This window comes from Azospirillum humicireducens (genome assembly GCF_001639105.2).
Lineage (GTDB): Bacteria > Pseudomonadota > Alphaproteobacteria > Azospirillales > Azospirillaceae > Azospirillum > Azospirillum humicireducens.
The window spans coordinates 89,636-104,928 of record NZ_CP028904.1 but is presented as its reverse complement, the minus strand read 5'-3'; the positions used below and the strand labels follow the sequence as shown (position 1 = coordinate 104,928).

The following is a 15,293-nucleotide window of genomic DNA, read 5'->3' as shown; positions in this document are numbered from 1 at the left end:
ATGAGCGACACACTTCTGAACATCCAGGGTCTGACGCGGCGCTTCGGCGGCCTGCTGGCGGTCGGCGACGTCAGCGCCGCCATCGCCGAGGGCGAGCTGGTCGGGCTGATCGGCCCGAACGGCGCCGGCAAGACCACCCTGTTCAACCTGATCACCGGCTTCACGCCGCCATCGGAGGGCAGCGTGACCTTCGCCGGGCGCGACATCACCGGGTGCAAGCCCTGGCAAATCGCCCGCATGGGGATGGGCCGCACCTTCCAGAACCTGCGCGTCTTCCCGACGATGACGGTGTTCGACAACGTGTCCGTCGGCGCTGTGGGCCGGTCCGGCCAGTCGCCCTGGCAGGCCCTGGTCAATGGCGGCGCCCGCAGCCGCGCGGTCAGCGAGCGCAGCTGGGAAGCGCTCGAACGGGTCGGGCTGGCCGATCAGGCCGGGGAGATCGCCGCCAACCTCTCCTACGGCAAGCGCAAGTATCTGGAGATCGCCCGCGCGCTGGCGACCTCGCCCCGGCTGCTGATCCTCGACGAGCCGGCCGCCGGGCTGAACGACACCGAAACGGCCGAGCTGGCGGCCTTCATCCGCCGCCTGCATGCCGGCGGCATGACCGTCCTGCTGGTCGAGCACGACATGGGGCTGGTGATGGGAAGCTGCAGCCGGGTCATCGTGCTGGCCTCGGGCCGCAAGATCGCCGACGGCACGCCCGACGAGGTCCAGCGCGACCCCGCCGTCCTCGAAGCCTATCTGGGAGTGGAAGACGATGCCGCTTGACGGAGTTCACGCCCCCGCCCCGGCCGCCGCCCACGCCGTCCGTCGCATCCTGGAGGTCCGCGACCTGACGGTGCGGATGGGGTCGCAGGAGATCCTGCGCGGCGTCTCGCTCGACGTCGCCGAGGGCGCCATCGTCGCCGTGCTGGGCGCCAACGGCGTTGGCAAGACCACACTGATGCGCGCACTGTCCGGCATCTACCGCAGCAGCGGCGGCGCCACCGTGTTCGACGGCCGCGACCTGACCGACAGCCCGAGCCACGAGGTGGTGCGGCGCGGGCTGGCCCAGGCGCCCGAAGGGCGGCAGATCTTCGGCACCATGACGGTTCGGGAGAACCTGCTGCTGGGCGGGCGGGCCCTGCGCCACGACCGCGCCGCACGAATGGAGGAGATGCTGGACCTGTTTCCCCGCTTGCGCGAACGGCTGACCCAGAAGGCCGGCTCGCTGTCGGGCGGCGAACAGCAGATGCTGTGCATCGCCCGCGCCCTGATGTCGAAGCCGCGGCTTCTGCTGCTGGACGAGCCGTCGCTCGGACTGGCGCCGATGGTCGTGAAGCAGATCTTCGACCTGCTGACGCGGATCCGCGGCGAAGGCACCTCCATCCTGCTGGTGGAACAGAATGCCCGCGCCGCGCTGCGCGTCGCCGATCATGCCTACGTGATGGAGGCGGGCCGGGTTACGCTGTCCGGCAGTGCCGCTGACCTTGCGGCCGACCCGCGAGTCCGGGCGGCCTATCTCGGCGGCTGAAGAAGGAGCGGACCGATGACCCACAGCGACGCAACCCCTCCCATCCCTGCCGCGCCGGCCGCGCCATCGCTCCACGCCATGCCGATCCTGGACCGACGGCGCGTCGAGGCGGCCTTCGCCAAGGCGCTGTACGACCAGCTGGTGCCCGAGATCGGGCGGGAGCGGGCGCGGGCCGTGCTCGCCCGCGCCATAGAGACGATGGCGCGCGAGGCCGGCGCCGCCATGGCGGCGGAGGACCGCGCCACCCGCGGCACCGCCGATCTGGCCACCTTCCGCGACCGGCTCGCCCTATGGACCGCCGGCGACGCCCTGCGGCTGGAGGTGGTCGAAAGCACGCCGGACCGGCTGGGCTTCAACGTCACCCGGTGCCGCTATGCGGAGAGCTACCGCGAGATGGGCGTGCAGGAGATCGGCGACATCCTGTCGTGCAACCGCGATGGCGAATTCATGTGCGGCTACCTGCCGGATGCCCGCTTCACCCGGACCAGGACCATCATGCAGGGCGACAGCCACTGCGACTTCCGCTACAGCCTGCCCGCAAGCGGCAGCATGGAGACCCCGGAATGACCATTCCCGCGACTGTCCGCCTGGACCCGGCCGCCGAGGCGTTGGCGCCCGAAATGCGGCGCTGGCGGCACCATCTGCACGCCCATCCCGAAACCGCCTTCGAGGAGCATGAGACCGCCGCCTTCGTCGCCGCCAAGCTGCGCGACTTCGGCCTGGAGGTGGCGACGGGGCTGGGCCGCACCGGCGTGGTCGGCACGCTGAAGGGGCGGCGTCCCGGCAACCGCGCCATCGCGCTGCGGGCCGACATGGACGCCCTGCACATCCAGGAGACGAACGGCTTCGCCCACCGCTCGGTCAATCCGGGCCGGATGCATGCCTGCGGCCATGACGGCCACACGACCATGCTGCTGGGAGCCACGAAGATCCTGGCCGAGGATCCCGATTTCGCCGGAACGCTGCATGTCATCTTCCAGCCGGCGGAGGAGAATGAGGGCGGCGCCCGCGAGATGATCGCCGACGGGCTGTTCGAGCGTTTCCCGGTGGAAGGCGTCTACGGCATGCACAACTGGCCGGGCCTGCCGCTGGGGCAGATCGCGCTCCGTCCGGGGCCGATGATGGGCAGCTACGACATCTTCGAGGTGGTGATCCACGGCAAGGGCAGCCACGCCGCCATGCCCCACATGGGCAACGACCCCGTCACCGCTGCCGGCCATCTGCTGACCGCGCTGCAGACCATCCCCGGCCGCAGCCTGCACCCGCTGGACAGCGCGGTGGTGTCGCCGACCTGGATCTTCGGTGGCGACACCTGGAACGTCATCCCGTCCGACGTCACGCTGCGCGGCACCGTGCGCGCCTTCAAGGAGAGCGTGCAGGATATGGTGGAGGCGCGTCTGAGGACATTGGCGGAACACACCGCCGCCTCCTTCGGCTGCAGCGCCAGCGTGCGCTACGAGCGGCGCTATCCGGCGACCGTCAACAGCCCGGCGGAAACCGCCCTGTGCGCCGGGGTGGCCGCGGCCCTGGTCGGGGAGGAGAACATCGACCACGATCCCATGCCGTCGATGGGCGCCGAGGATTTCGCCTTCATGCTGAAGCAGCGGCCGGGCTGCTACATCTGGCTCGGCAACGGACCGGCCGAGGGCGGCTGCCTGCTGCACAATCCGGCCTACGACTTCAACGATGCGAACCTCGCCATCGGCGCCAGCTATTGGGTGGCGCTGGCGAAGGCGCTGCTCCCGGCGGAGGCCGCGCAATGACCATGCTTCAGCAGGCCCGGTCCCATCAGCCCATGCCCGACTCCCATTGGGCGGCGACCGCGGTGGCCGCACCGGACATCCCGCCGCTGGAGGAGGCGGTGCGGGCCGACGTCGCCATCGTCGGCGCGGGCGTGACCGGCCTGTCCGCCGCGATCCATCTTGCCGAACAGGGGGTGCGCGCCGTCGTGCTGGAGGCGCAGGAACCCGGTTTCGGCGGGTCGGGCCGCAACAACGGCCAGATCATTCCGACCCTGTCCCGCCTCGACCCGGCGAACCTGACCTCCGCCTATGGGGAGGAGATGGGGACGGCGCTGGCCCGCATGGTCGGCGGGTCCGCCGAACTGGTCTTCGACCTGATCCGGCGCTACCAGATCCGCTGCGAGGGGGTGCAAAAGGGCTGGATCCAGCCGGCCCACCGGCCCGGCCGCATGCCGGCGGTGGAGAAGCGGGTCGCGCAATGGCGGGCGCTGGGGGCGGAGGTCGACCTGCTCGACGCCGCCCAGACCGAACGGGCGCTCGGCACCGGCTTCTGGCACGGGGCGATGGTCGCCCCCACTGGCGGCCATGTGAACCCGCTGGCGCTGGCCCGTGAACTGGCGCGCGCCGCCATCGGCCTGGGTGTGCGGATCCACGGCTCCTCCCCCGTCACGGCGATCGAACGCGCCGGCGGCGGCTGGCGGCTGGCGACGCCGCAGGGAAGCGTGACCGCCGACCGCGTGGTGCTGGCGACGAATGCCTATACCGACGACCTCTGGCCCGGCCTTCGACGCTCCATCGTGCCGGTGCTGAATTTCCAGATGGTGACGGAACCGCTGCCGGCCCGGCTGCGCGACAGCGTGCTTCCCTCGGACATGGCCTGCAGCGACACGCGTGGCGACCTGCATTTCTTCCGATGGACCGCCGACAACCGGCTGGTTTCAGGCTGCACCCTGGTCCGCTCCGCCAATGCCGAAGCACGGGCGCGCGAGCGGGTGTGCGAACGCATCCGCCGTGTCTTCCCCCAGGCCGGCGATCCGGCAATCGCCCGGAGCTGGAGCGGCCATCTGGCGATGACCGCCGATTTCCGCCCCCATTTCCACGAACTGGCTCCCGGTGTGGTCGGGGCGGTCGGCTACAATGGCCGCGGCATGGCGCTCGGCACCGCGGTGGGGCGGGAACTCGCCCGCCAAGCGACCGGTGCCCGGCCGCGGGATCTGGCCCTGCCCTTCACGGCAGTCAAACCGCTTCCCTTCCACGATCTGATAACCCGCTTCGCACGACTCTACATGCTGCACCTGCGGCGGCTGGACCGGACGGGCTGAAGGCGCTACGCCCCCAGCAGCCCACGGGCCTGCAGGTCGGCGAAGCGGCCGGCATGGGCGACGCGGCCGCCGTCCAGGATCAGGATCCGGTCGGCGCCGCGGATGGTCTCCAGCCGGTGGGCGATGACGATCCGGGTGCAGTCCAGCGAGGTCAGGGTGCGGATGGTCGCGGCCTGGGTGGCGTTGTCGAGCGCGCTGGTCGCCTCGTCGAGGATCAGCACGTCGGGCTTGGTCACCAGCGCGCGGGCAAGAAGCAGCCGCTGCACCTGCCCGCCCGACAGCGTGCGCGACGCATCGGCGATGGGGGTGCGCACGCCCAGCGGCATCGCCCGGATCTCGTCGGCGATGGCCGATGCCGCCAGCGCGTCCCAGATTTCCGCCTCGGTCGCATCGCTCAGGCCGCGCACCACATCGATCAGCGCACCCGGCGGCAGCTGCGCCCCCTGCAGCACCGTGCCGACCCGCCGCCGCAACAGCCCCAGGTCGAGCGAGGACAGATCGTTGCCGTCATAGGTGATGCTGCCCACCCGCGGCCGCTCCAGCCCCAGCAGCAGCCGGACAAGGGTGGATTTGCCGCAGCCGGACCGGCCGAGGATGGCCACATACTCGCCGGCGGCGATGGTCAGATTCAGGTTGGCGAAAACAGGGGTTTCCGCCTGGGCATAGTTGAAATACAGCCCGCTGACCGCGATCCGGCCGGACAGCCGACCGGGATCGATGCGCCCCAGCGCCGGTTCCGGCGCGCACTGCAACACCGGATCGGCGAAGCCGCGGGCGGCATAGACCTGATAGAAGGCGCCGAAGCTGTCACCCAGCGCCGCCGCCGCCCCGTTGGCGATCATATAGGCGGTCATCATCGCGACGATGCTGGCGCTGTCGGTCCCGGCGGCATGGAAGACCAGGAACAGTGCCGCCATCGCCAGCACCGGCAGGGCGGAGTTGACCGCCGCCATGCGGCCCTCGATCTCCTGCACCTCCATGCGCTTCTCGCGCATGCCGATGAAACGCTCGGCCCAATGGGCCAGCGCCCAGTGCTCGGCGGCGGCCAGACGCAGCTTGGCGATGCCGGTCAGGAACTGCATCGCCAGGGAATCGGCCTGCCCGTTCAGCGCCTCGCCCAGCTTGTAGACCCGCGCCCGCAGCACCGCCGACAGGGCCGCCAGCCCGAGCTGGACCGCCAGCGCCAGCAGCGCCACCACCGCGCCGCCGCCATGGAAGGACGCCATGGCGAAGATGCTGGCCATCAGCACCGCGCCGGTCCCGATGCCGGCGACCATGAACCCCTGGGCAGCCAGCGGCAATGCCATCGCCATGCCCACCCGCGCCGCCATGTCGCCCGCGGAATGCTGGCGCAGAACCGGCATGGGCAGCCGCAGCACACGGTCCCACAGGCCGGCATGCAGCCCGGCCTCGCGCATGGTCTGCATGCTCTGACGCGTCACCTCGCCGACGAGCTGGATCACCAGCGTGACAGCGGCCACCGCGCCCAGCAGGATGCCCAGTTCGAACAGACCGGCATGGTCGCGCGCCGGCACCAGCGACGAGAAGGCGAACTTCATCCCGAACGGCATGGCGAGGCCGAGCAGCGCGCCCAGGGCGGCCACCGCCAGCGTCAGCAGCCAGAAGGCCGGCGGCGTCCGCACGAAGCGCATCAGCGATCCGACCGTTTGCGGACGGTCCGGCAGCGGCTCCACCATGGTCCAGGCCGAAGGGGACAGGCCCGCGGCGACCTGCGCGGTGACCGCCTCCGGCTTTGTATCCTCGCCGGCCAGCAGTTCGTAGCCGCGCCGGCTCGGCAGAAGCGCGACCGGCATGCCGTCCAGCCTCGCCCCGACCAACGGACCGAGCGGACGGCGCCACCAGCCCTCCATCAGCGTCACCGGACGGATGTGCAGGCCGGAGGCACGGGCGATCTCCTCCATCGTCGGCTGGACGTCGAGGTCGCGCTCACGCAGCAGAGTCGGCCGGCGCAACCGCAGGCGCGGGTTGGTGCGGGCGGCAACCGCTCTCATCGCTGCGAACAGCGGGTCGTGATGGCCACCGCCGTCCGACCGTGCCGGCACCTTGCGGGCATGGTCGAGCAGGCGGCCGGCCAGATGGACGAAGCGTTCGCCCTCCTCCGCCTCGCGCGCGCCACGCAGCGACAGGCGCCCGGCCTCGTCGGCCTCGGCCAGACCGCGGGCGCCCATCAGCATCTCGCCGCAGGCGGCGGTCAGGGCATGGATGCCGGTCAGCGCGGCCGGCAGGTCGCGGTGCAGAGGACGGCGGCCGAAGACGATGCGCATCGGCCCCGCCGCCTTCAGCCAGGCGCGCGGCGGCAGCGGCATGATGCCCTGGACCATCTCCTGCTCCAGCAGCAGGGCGCCGGGCGCCGGCACCGCGCACCACAATCCGGCTTCCTGCACCATCACAAGCTGGGATTCGGCCAGGTCGGCCGCCGTGCCGGACCGCGCCTGCCGGTCGATGCGCTCAGGGTGCCAGAGGATGGCGGCGATGCCGGAAATCAGCGTGGACGACCAGGATTCCATCCCGGCCAGCAGAGCGTCCGGTTCGATCTCCTCCAGCGGATCGGCGACGGTCTCCAGCCTGGAACCGGCGGCCGGCACCGCGATCAGCCCCTGCATGAAGGCGTCGATGCCGACGAGAAGGCTGCCGGCCGGCAACCGTCCCAGGAACAGGCGGGATCCGGCATTGGCGCCCATGGCGGCGACGGCGAAGATGTCCGCCTCGCCCTGCTCCAGGAACCACACCGACCCGGCGGGTTCGAGCGCCACGGGCGGCTGCTGGAAGTCGATGACGGGAACGCGGCCAGCCTCCGAGCTTTCGGCCGCAAGGGCTTCGGTTGCGCCTGCGGCGGTTGCGGTCGCGTCTGCGGCGGTCGTCATCGGCGGCTCATCCGGTCAGGCCATGCTCAGCATCAGCGTGGAAAAGGCACCCGCGCGGCGCGCCAGTTCGGCCGGCGGGCCGGACTCGACGATCTCGCCGCTCTGCATCACCAGGACCCGGTCGCAGTCGCGGATCGCCGTCAGTCGGTGTGCGATCACCAGCATGGTGGATCCCCGGCGGCGCAGGTTGGACAGCAGTTGCGCCTGGGTGTGGTCGTCCAGGGCGGCGGTCGCCTCGTCCATCACCAGGATGCGCGGGTTCTGCACCAGGGCGCGCGCGATCTCGATGCGGGCGCGCTGGCCGCCGGACAGGTTGGCGCCGCCTTCGCTGACCATGGAGGCGTAGCCGTCGCGGCGGTCGATGATGATGTCGTGGATCACCGCATCGCGGGCGGCGGCGAACAGCCGCTCGTCCGACACGGTCGGATCCCACAGGGCGATGTTGTCGCGCACGGTGCCTTCGAACAGGGTCACGTTCTGATCGACGACCTGCACGCTCTGCCGCAGCACCCGGCGCTGAACGTCGCGCAGCGGTTTGCCGTCGAGCAGCACCTCGCCCGACCAGGGCTCGTAGAGGCCGGCGGTCAGCAGGGCCAGCGTCGACTTGCCGGAGCCTGAGCCGCCGACCACTCCGACCCGCTCGCCCGGCTCGATGGTCAGCGACAGGCCGCGGATCAGCGGAGGCGCCCGACGCGAATGGCCGAAGGTCACGTCGCGCAGTTCGATCCGCCCGGTCAGCCGGCGCAGCACGGCGGGAGCCTGCTGCGGCTGGGTCTGCCGGAACTCCTCGGCGATGGGATGCTGCATGGTGTCGTCGAGCAGGCGCAGATAGGACCGCGCCTCCTGGATGCGGGCACCGAGCTGGACGAGGCGCGACACCGGCGCCAGGAAAGCCGACAGCAGCACCAGGAAGCCCATCATGGCGCCGATGGTCATGCCGCCCTCGGCGACGATGCCGCCGCCGATGGTGACCACCGCGGCCGACGCCGCCCCGCCGACAAAGGCCGGCAGCAGCCGCAGAACGGCGCGGCGCAGCATCAGCGACTGGCGGATGTTCAGCACGCGGGCATGGCGGGCCACCAGCCGCTCGAACAGCAGCCGTTCCGCCCCGGCGGCGCGGTAGGTCTCGATCATGCGCAGCCCCTGCTTGGCATCGGCGCCTTCCTGCGCCGACTCGTTCAGCAGACGCTGCTGCCCCTCCTCCAACTGGCGCGACAGCAGGGCCAGCGCCAGCGCAAGGCTGGCAGCGGCAATCACGGCGACCAGCGCCAGACCCGGCTGGTAGAAGGCCATCGCCGCCAGATAGGTCAGTGCGGTCAGAATGGCGAACAGGCAGCCGCCGATCTCCCCGGCCAACAGTTCGGCCAGCCGGTCGCTCTGCATGATGCGGTCGGCGACCGCCGCCGGCCCGCGCTGGCCGAAGAAGCCCATCGGCAGCCGCAGCACCCTCTCCATGAAGCCGATGCCGCCGAGCAGGGCCAGACGGGTCTCCAGCCGGTGCAGCACGCTCTTCTGCAGCCAGGTGAAGGTGAGGGTGACGATGCTGACCGTCAGCATGGCGCCGATCAGCGGCGTCATCCAGTCGGCCAGACCACCAACCAGGACGCTGTCCATGAAGATCTGGCGGAAGGCGGGGAACAGCATGCCGGGGATCGCCAGCAGCAGGCTGATCGCCGCGGCGAACCACACCGCGCCCCAGGATTTGCGCAGCCGGCGGGCGAGGCCGCGCAACGCGCTGGGGGCGGAGCCGCCCTTGCGGAACTCCGGTCCCGGCGCCATCAGCAGGGCGATGCCGGTGAACTGGCGGCGGAATTCGGCATCGTCGACGCGGCGGCGGCCACGCGCCGGGTCGTTCAGGTACCACCAGCGCCCGCGCCGTCCTTCCAGCACCAGGAAATGGTCCATTCCCCAATGCAGGATCATAGGTCCCGATTGTTCGTGCAGCCCTTCCGGCTCGGTGCGCACACCGCGGGCCTGCAAGCCCAGCTCACGGGCAGCCTGGACCAGATTGGCGGCGCGGCTGCCGTCGCGGGAAATGCCGCACCGCTCGCGCAAATCCTCCAGCGTCAGCCAGCGGCCGTAATGGGCAGCAACGATGCCGAGCGCCGCGGCTCCGCATTCCGCCGCCTCGATCTGCAGGATCGACGGGGTGCGCATCTCAGGCCCCGGAGGAGGCCGGCGCGGCGGCGGGAGCCTTGCCCCGCTCCGGGACCGGCTCCGCCGCCACGTTGCTCAAGTCCAGCCGAAGCCATTGCTGGAGGATCGGCAGAGCCAGCGCGATCAGCCGCACCTTCTGCACCGTGATCTCCACCGACACCAGCGTGCCGCCATCCATCGAAAACTTGGGCGGATTGCCGGTCGACCAGCGCAGTGCGCCTGCCGGGTCGCGCTCCAGCCGGATCATGATCTCGAAGGGGGTGCGCAGCGTCTTTTGGAATTCGCCGACCAGCGCGTCGTTCTGCAGGGTGCGGAGCATGCCGACACTGCTGGCGGGTGTGTCTGCCACGCGGTCGACGCGGCCGACCAGATGGCCGTGCTCCTCCTTGCGGACCGATGCCGGAGACACGTCGGCCTCCATGCCGTGGCGCAGCTTCTTGCCGTCCTGAGCCCCGACATAGACCAACGCCACCAGATCGCTGCCCTGTCCGGGCAGGGCGCCGTCGCGTTCGACGCTGACGATGGGGGCGCCGCTCGACACCACCTGTCCGATGTTCGCCTTCGCCTCCACCACGCGCCCGCCATAGGGCGACAGGACGGCGGCATAGCGCTGCAGGCGGTCGCGGGCGGATTCGACCGCGCGCGAGGCGGTCGCCACCCGCTGCTCGGCCGCCAGCATGTCCTTTTCACGCTGGGTCTGGCGGCGGGCGGCGTCGAGCGTCATGGTCTGAAGCTCGTTGCGCTGGGCCTCCAGGTCGGAGCGGATGGTGAACAGCTCGATCTTGGCTGAGATCGCGCGGTCGCGGGTGGTGAGACCGCGGTCGGCGAGCTGGCGGACCAACTCCTCGCGCTCGGTCATCATGCGCTGACGTTCCTGCAGCGAGGCGATGTTGCCGTTGACCGCCTGCTCGCGCGCCTGCCGCCAGATCTCGTCGGCTTGCAGGTCGCGCTCCTGGAAACGCCGCATGTCGTCGCGGGCGGCAAGGGCATCCTGCAACTCGCCCTCGGCCTCGGCCAGCCGCAGCTTCTGCTCGCTCTGGTCGACCAGCGCCACGACATCGCCCACGCGGATCACGTCGCCCGGCTTGAAGCGGATGTCGTTGATCCGGCCGCTGGATTCCGACACCACGTCGATGACGCCGGCCGGGCTGACCAGGATGCCCTGACCGGTGACCTTGATCGGCACATCGGTGAGGGACGCCCAGACGGCGACCCCGACGACCAGCAACGCCAGCGTGACGCAGAAGGCCAGAACCGGCGGTCGCACCACCTCCAGGGCATCGTCCACCTGGGAAACGGAGGTGGCGGCGGCAGCCGCTTCGGCACGGAAGCTCGCCTTGCCGCCTTTGTCCCCCGACCCAGCCGGATTGCCGCCGGCCGGCGACGGCGCCGTCCCCGGTCGTTCCGTCGTCGCGCTGTCGCTCATGCCGCTCTGCCGTCCGCTACCGCCCCGACCGGTATCACCACTTCTTCATCTTCCTCTTGAAGGAATTGGTGACGCTCTTGGCCGTGTTTGCCACGCTGTTGACGGTGTTCTGCGCCGTGTTGGACACATCGTGCGTCACCGACTGCGCGGTGTTGCTGACCGTGTTGGCGGTGCTCTGGGCGGTGTTGGACACCGTGTGCGCCGCGTCAGTCACCGCCGGGGTCGCAGCGGTGACGACCGACTGGCCCGTGCTGCTGACCGTGCCGGCGGTGCTCTGCGCGCTGCTGGCCACTGAGTGCGCCGCATCGGTGACCCCCGCACCCGTCGCGCTCACGGCCTGGGCGCCGGCATGTTCGAGCGGAGCGGTGTTGACGGAGACCTCGCTGCTCAGCGAGACGCCGCCGATGCCGACCGCGACGCTGACGCCGGTTCCGATGGTGACATGGCCGTCGGAATAGCCGGCCGTGACCTCGGTGCCGCCACCGACCGACCCGCCGCTGATGTAGCCCACCTGTCCGGTGCCGCTGACATTGTTGTCACCAACGGTGACGGAAGCCGAGACTTCCTGATAGATGCCGGCATAGCCGCTGGCCCCGGCATTGACGCCGCCAGCTCCGATGGAGGCGGTTGCCTCGCCGCCGGCGCCGATTGCGATGGTCTGGCTGGCCGTACCCTCGACCGTGACGCCGTTGCCGACATTTCCGCCGGCCGAAACCTCGGTGGTCATCGACACGCCGACCGAGCCGGAGGCGGATGCCTCCACCCCGGTGACGGAAACCGACACGCTGGCGCTGCCGCCGACGCCTGCCTCGTAGCTGACGGTACCGGTCACCGGCCCGCTCGAAATCGAAACGCTGCCCTGGCTGCCGGCAAAGCCCTCAGCCGTGGCGGTCACGCCGCCCGATCCGATTGTGACGCCGGCCGATCCGCTTGCGCCGGCCCCGGCCTCGGCCGTCACGGTGGCGCCGCCGATGTTGTGGCTGGTGGAGGTGGAAACACCGACACTGCCCGAAGTGCTGGCAACCTCGACACCGACACTGACGCTGACCCCGTTCTCATCCTCTTGCGCATGACCCGATTGAGCATTGGTCGTGCCGGTCCCTCCGACAACCACGACAAGCTCGTCATCGGGGATTTCGACCATCGCCGCCTGCATCTTGCTCATGATTGCAATCCCTGGTTATTGGATGATCGGAAGTCATTCGACCCGGCATTCGTCGCGGCCGGGAAATGCGCAAAGTTCGCGCCAAATCATTTGTATGGGTGCTATCCGTTCGAGGTAATCCCATGTTTATGGGAGACCTTGAAAATCCCGCTTTCTTACAAGTTTCAGTGGTGTAAAATCGGGTAATTTTCTACTGAATGTCTCGGAAACCGGGGAGGAGGAACGGCAGGTCGATGATGACCTGGGTTCCGTCGGATCCGCTGAGCAGGGTCAGTTCGGCACCCAGCGACGCCGCGCGCATGCGCATGTTGTTCAGCCCCTTGCCGGAACGTGCGGCAGCGATCCCGCCCGGAGTTCCGCCCGGAATTCCCCTGCCTTCATCCCGCACGACGATGCGGACCGCGAACCGCCCCTCCCCGTCGGGACCGCCTTCGGAGTTGCTGCCCGGTGCAGGCGCCATGACGATGGCGACCCGGCGGCAGCCGGAATGGCGCACCGCATTGGTGACCGCCTCCTGCAGGATTCGGAACAGGGTCAGGGCATGTTCCGACCTGAGCCCCTCGATGTCGGGCAGCGGCGCCATCTGCCAGTCGAGTTCGATCCCCTGGGCCTGGAGCTGCGGACCGATGCGGTCGTAGAACTGGGCCAGCATCATGCCCAGGTCGTTGCCGACGTCGTCGAGCGACGCCACGACCAGCCGCAGATCGTCCAAAGCCTGCCGGGCCGCCGCACCGATGCGGCGGTAGTCGTGCTGCGGAAGCTCGCATTGGGCCACGATCGACACCAGCTGACCGGCCAGCCCGTCATGCAGATCACGGGTCAGGCGCAGCCGTTCGCTTTCGAGCGCCGCGGTGCGGGTCTGCGCCTGTTCGCGGTCGAAGCTTGCCCGCAATTCGGCCTCCGCCGTCGCCACCTCGCGCCGCAGAACGTCGTTGAAGCGGCTGACCTCGCCCAGTGCCTTGGCGAACCGCCACATCAGCGTCGCGCTGATCACGGTCATCAGCAACGGCGCCATATAGCGTGTCATCGACGGAACGCGCAGATCGAGAACGCCGGTCACCGACAGGATGTCGTGGCCGGCCATCATGATGATGACGATCAGGCTGCCAAGCACGATCTGGGCAGGGGCATGGTTCTGCCTGATCGCCGCCGAAATCAGGATCCAGGCCGACCAGCCCAGCATGGCGACGGCCCAGGGAATGACGACCACCAGCCATAGCAGTGCGAACCATTGCTGCAGCCTTGCCGGGTCGATGGCGGCGATCAGGAATGCAACCGCGATCACCGCCGGAACCGCCAGCAGAAACCGGATGGGAACGGCCAGTTCACGGCCGACCAGACGGCACATCACGAAGGGCAGAAGCGCTCCCTGCCACTGGCCGGCAAAATTGACGACGCGGAACAGCCTTTCAAACCCGTTCGGTTCGATGCTGAACATCGGCAGGCCCTGGAGCACCCCCAGCCCGAGAATCAGGCTCATCACCAGATGGATCGGCTCATCACGGTGACCGATCCATACGATCAGCAGGGACAGGCACAAGGCGGCCTGCCATGCGACCAGCAGGCGCGGCAGCGTGACCATCATCCATTCACGCTCGCCATAAGCCGAACGCAGCAAGCGGTCCGGACCGACCAGCACCATGTCGAGAAAACCGCCGGACTGGCTCCAAGCCTCCATGCGGATGTCGATCCGGTTCTCTCCCTCCCTCAGCAGCGGCGTGGGCACCCGCTGGATCAGCGGAATCGCCTGGTTGACGACCGCGTCCGACTGGATGGTCTGGCTGTCGGCCAGCAGCGCTCCGTTCACCCACAGCGTGATGCGACCGGACAGGATCGGCACATGGATGGACCAGGGTTCATCCTGGCTGGCGGTGTAGCGGAAGGTCAGTTGGAAGAGGCCGAAGCAGCCGACGGGATGGGGAACCGCCTTGCAGCGGTAAGGAAGCGGCACGGTGGCCGCGTCGGGCGGCATCGCTTCGAGCGGAGGATTGTCCATCGGACGACCCGCGGCCGACGGGGCGAAGCGCGCCTCCGCGATGGGCTGAACGCCGCTCGGCGTGGACGGCGTCGCCATCACCAGGACGAGACCGAAAAGGATGGCCAATCCGTAATAGACAACCAGCAGCGGGCCGCGGCCCTTCAGCCATGCCCGCAGGCGGATCGGCAAGCTCGGACCGGACGCCGGCAATCCGGCGATGTGTTGGCTCACTGGTATCAGTCCGACAGCTTGATGATTCTCCGCTCCACCGCAGTGTAGACCGCTTCGCTTCGGGAGTTAACCTCAAGTTTTCGGTAAATGTTCTTGATATGGCTGGGAACCGTCTGTCGGCTGATCCCCAGACGCGCCGCGATGTCGTTGTAGGTGAAGCCTTTGGCGATGCCCCACAGGATGTCCATTTCCCGCGGGGTAAGGGCGGGCGGCGTTTCCTCCGCCTTGGCGGGCGGCGCGGCCTGGGTCTGGCGGATGATATGGCGGGCGATGGATGCGGAGATCGGGGACCGGCCATTGATCAGGTCATGCACCGCCGCGATCAGGTCGATCGGCCGCGCGTCCTTCAAAATATAGCCGGAGGCGCCGGCCCGCACCGCCTGCATCACCGACAGCTCGTCCCCAAGGACGGAGATCACCATGATCTCCGTCTCCGGCATCCGTTGCCGCACCTCGCGGATCAATTCGCTGCCATGACCGTCGGGCAGCTTCAGATCGGTCACCAACACGCTCGGACGGCAGCGCTCCAAAACGGTGCGCGCCTCCCCCAACGTCCCGACGGAAGCCTGCAAAAGGATGCCGTCGCCCGCAGCCAGCGACGCAGCCAGGAATTCCCGGGTCGGGGCGTCGTCCTCCACCAGGATCACCGAGATGACGTGGTCAACTCTGGCGGCTGACCGTGCCTGATCCACTGTGACGCCCCCTGAAGACTGCCGGATCTACGGTTCGACCCGGATCTCATCATACCGGGCCGCTGCGGAAAATCACCATACCATGAATACGGGATGCCGCCATCGATGCACGATCTGCGAGGATGCGCCGGCCGACATGCACCGGCCGACGGGACACGCATTGTCGAACCGACGACAGCTGA

The 15,293-nt window shown here is 69.3% G+C and carries 11 protein-coding genes; 5 read left to right on the top strand and 6 right to left on the bottom strand.

Translation table 11 applies throughout. The features are described from left to right. Genes A6A40_RS22590 through A6A40_RS22570 form a run of 5 tightly spaced genes read left to right on the top strand, consistent with a single transcriptional unit; the run spans position 1 to position 4,577 of the window. Entirely contained in the window at positions 1-768 is a 768-nt protein-coding gene (locus A6A40_RS22590; RefSeq protein WP_108548143.1) for an ABC transporter ATP-binding protein, read from the top strand. After that, a complete protein-coding gene (locus tag A6A40_RS22585) occupies positions 758-1,513 on the top strand; it encodes an ABC transporter ATP-binding protein (protein ID WP_108548142.1) in 756 nt (251 codons plus the stop codon). The genes A6A40_RS22590 and A6A40_RS22585 overlap by 11 nt, the downstream gene beginning before the upstream one ends. Before the next feature lie 15 nt (positions 1,514-1,528). Further along, the gene (locus tag A6A40_RS22580; protein WP_108548141.1) at positions 1,529-2,080 is read left to right on the top strand and encodes an L-2-amino-thiazoline-4-carboxylic acid hydrolase; all 552 of its coding nucleotides are present in this window, start codon (positions 1,529-1,531) and stop codon (positions 2,078-2,080) included. After that, a complete protein-coding gene (locus A6A40_RS22575; RefSeq protein ID WP_108548140.1) occupies positions 2,077-3,276 on the top strand; it encodes a M20 aminoacylase family protein in 1,200 nt (399 codons plus the stop codon). The genes A6A40_RS22580 and A6A40_RS22575 overlap by 4 nt, the downstream gene beginning before the upstream one ends. Next, positions 3,273-4,577 carry an NAD(P)/FAD-dependent oxidoreductase gene (locus A6A40_RS22570; RefSeq protein WP_108548139.1) on the top strand — a complete coding sequence of 435 codons (1,305 nt, stop codon included), beginning with the start codon at positions 3,273-3,275 and terminating at the stop codon, positions 4,575-4,577. The genes A6A40_RS22575 and A6A40_RS22570 overlap by 4 nt, the downstream gene beginning before the upstream one ends. A 5-nt stretch (positions 4,578-4,582) precedes the next feature. Here A6A40_RS22570 and A6A40_RS22565 read toward each other — a convergent pair whose 3' ends face one another. The 6 genes from A6A40_RS22565 to A6A40_RS22540 form a co-directional block, all read right to left on the bottom strand. Next, entirely contained in the window at positions 4,583-7,462 is a 2,880-nt protein-coding gene (locus A6A40_RS22565) for an ATP-binding cassette domain-containing protein (RefSeq protein WP_108548138.1), read from the bottom strand. Positions 7,463-7,477: 15 nt separating this feature from the next. Then, positions 7,478-9,619 carry an NHLP family bacteriocin export ABC transporter peptidase/permease/ATPase subunit gene (locus tag A6A40_RS22560; RefSeq protein ID WP_108548137.1) on the bottom strand — a complete coding sequence of 714 codons (2,142 nt, stop codon included), beginning with the start codon at positions 9,617-9,619 and terminating at the stop codon, positions 7,478-7,480. Position 9,620: 1 nt separating this feature from the next. Then, a complete protein-coding gene (locus A6A40_RS22555; RefSeq protein WP_108548136.1) occupies positions 9,621-11,045 on the bottom strand; it encodes an NHLP bacteriocin system secretion protein in 1,425 nt (474 codons plus the stop codon). 34 nt (positions 11,046-11,079) lie between these two features. Then, on the bottom strand, positions 11,080-12,210 hold the full coding sequence (locus tag A6A40_RS22550) for a serine-rich family protein (RefSeq protein ID WP_108548135.1): 1,131 nt from the start codon (positions 12,208-12,210) through the stop codon (positions 11,080-11,082). Positions 12,211-12,400: 190 nt separating this feature from the next. After that, the gene (locus tag A6A40_RS22545) at positions 12,401-14,419 is read right to left on the bottom strand and encodes a sensor histidine kinase (protein ID WP_108548134.1); all 2,019 of its coding nucleotides are present in this window, start codon (positions 14,417-14,419) and stop codon (positions 12,401-12,403) included. Positions 14,420-14,424: 5 nt separating this feature from the next. Then, on the bottom strand, positions 14,425-15,111 hold the full coding sequence (locus A6A40_RS22540; RefSeq protein ID WP_108548133.1) for a LuxR C-terminal-related transcriptional regulator: 687 nt from the start codon (positions 15,109-15,111) through the stop codon (positions 14,425-14,427). Positions 15,112-15,293 lie beyond the last annotated feature (182 nt).

What these genes read in the sequence shown, in the direction of transcription:
- A6A40_RS22590 (WP_108548143.1), top strand. Translation starts at nt 1, where the DNA reads ATGAGCGACACACTTCTGAACATCCAGGGTCTGACGCGGCGCTTCGGC.
- A6A40_RS22585 (WP_108548142.1), top strand. Translation starts at nt 758, where the DNA reads ATGCCGCTTGACGGAGTTCACGCCCCCGCCCCGGCCGCCGCCCACGCC.
- A6A40_RS22580 (WP_108548141.1), top strand. Translation starts at nt 1,529, where the DNA reads ATGACCCACAGCGACGCAACCCCTCCCATCCCTGCCGCGCCGGCCGCG.
- A6A40_RS22575 (WP_108548140.1), top strand. Translation starts at nt 2,077, where the DNA reads ATGACCATTCCCGCGACTGTCCGCCTGGACCCGGCCGCCGAGGCGTTG.
- A6A40_RS22570 (WP_108548139.1), top strand. Translation starts at nt 3,273, where the DNA reads ATGACCATGCTTCAGCAGGCCCGGTCCCATCAGCCCATGCCCGACTCC.
- A6A40_RS22565 (WP_108548138.1), bottom strand. Translation starts at nt 7,462, where the DNA reads ATGACGACCGCCGCAGACGCGACCGCAACCGCCGCAGGCGCAACCGAA.
- A6A40_RS22560 (WP_108548137.1), bottom strand. Translation starts at nt 9,619, where the DNA reads ATGCGCACCCCGTCGATCCTGCAGATCGAGGCGGCGGAATGCGGAGCC.
- A6A40_RS22555 (WP_108548136.1), bottom strand. Translation starts at nt 11,045, where the DNA reads ATGAGCGACAGCGCGACGACGGAACGACCGGGGACGGCGCCGTCGCCG.
- A6A40_RS22550 (WP_108548135.1), bottom strand. Translation starts at nt 12,210, where the DNA reads ATGAGCAAGATGCAGGCGGCGATGGTCGAAATCCCCGATGACGAGCTT.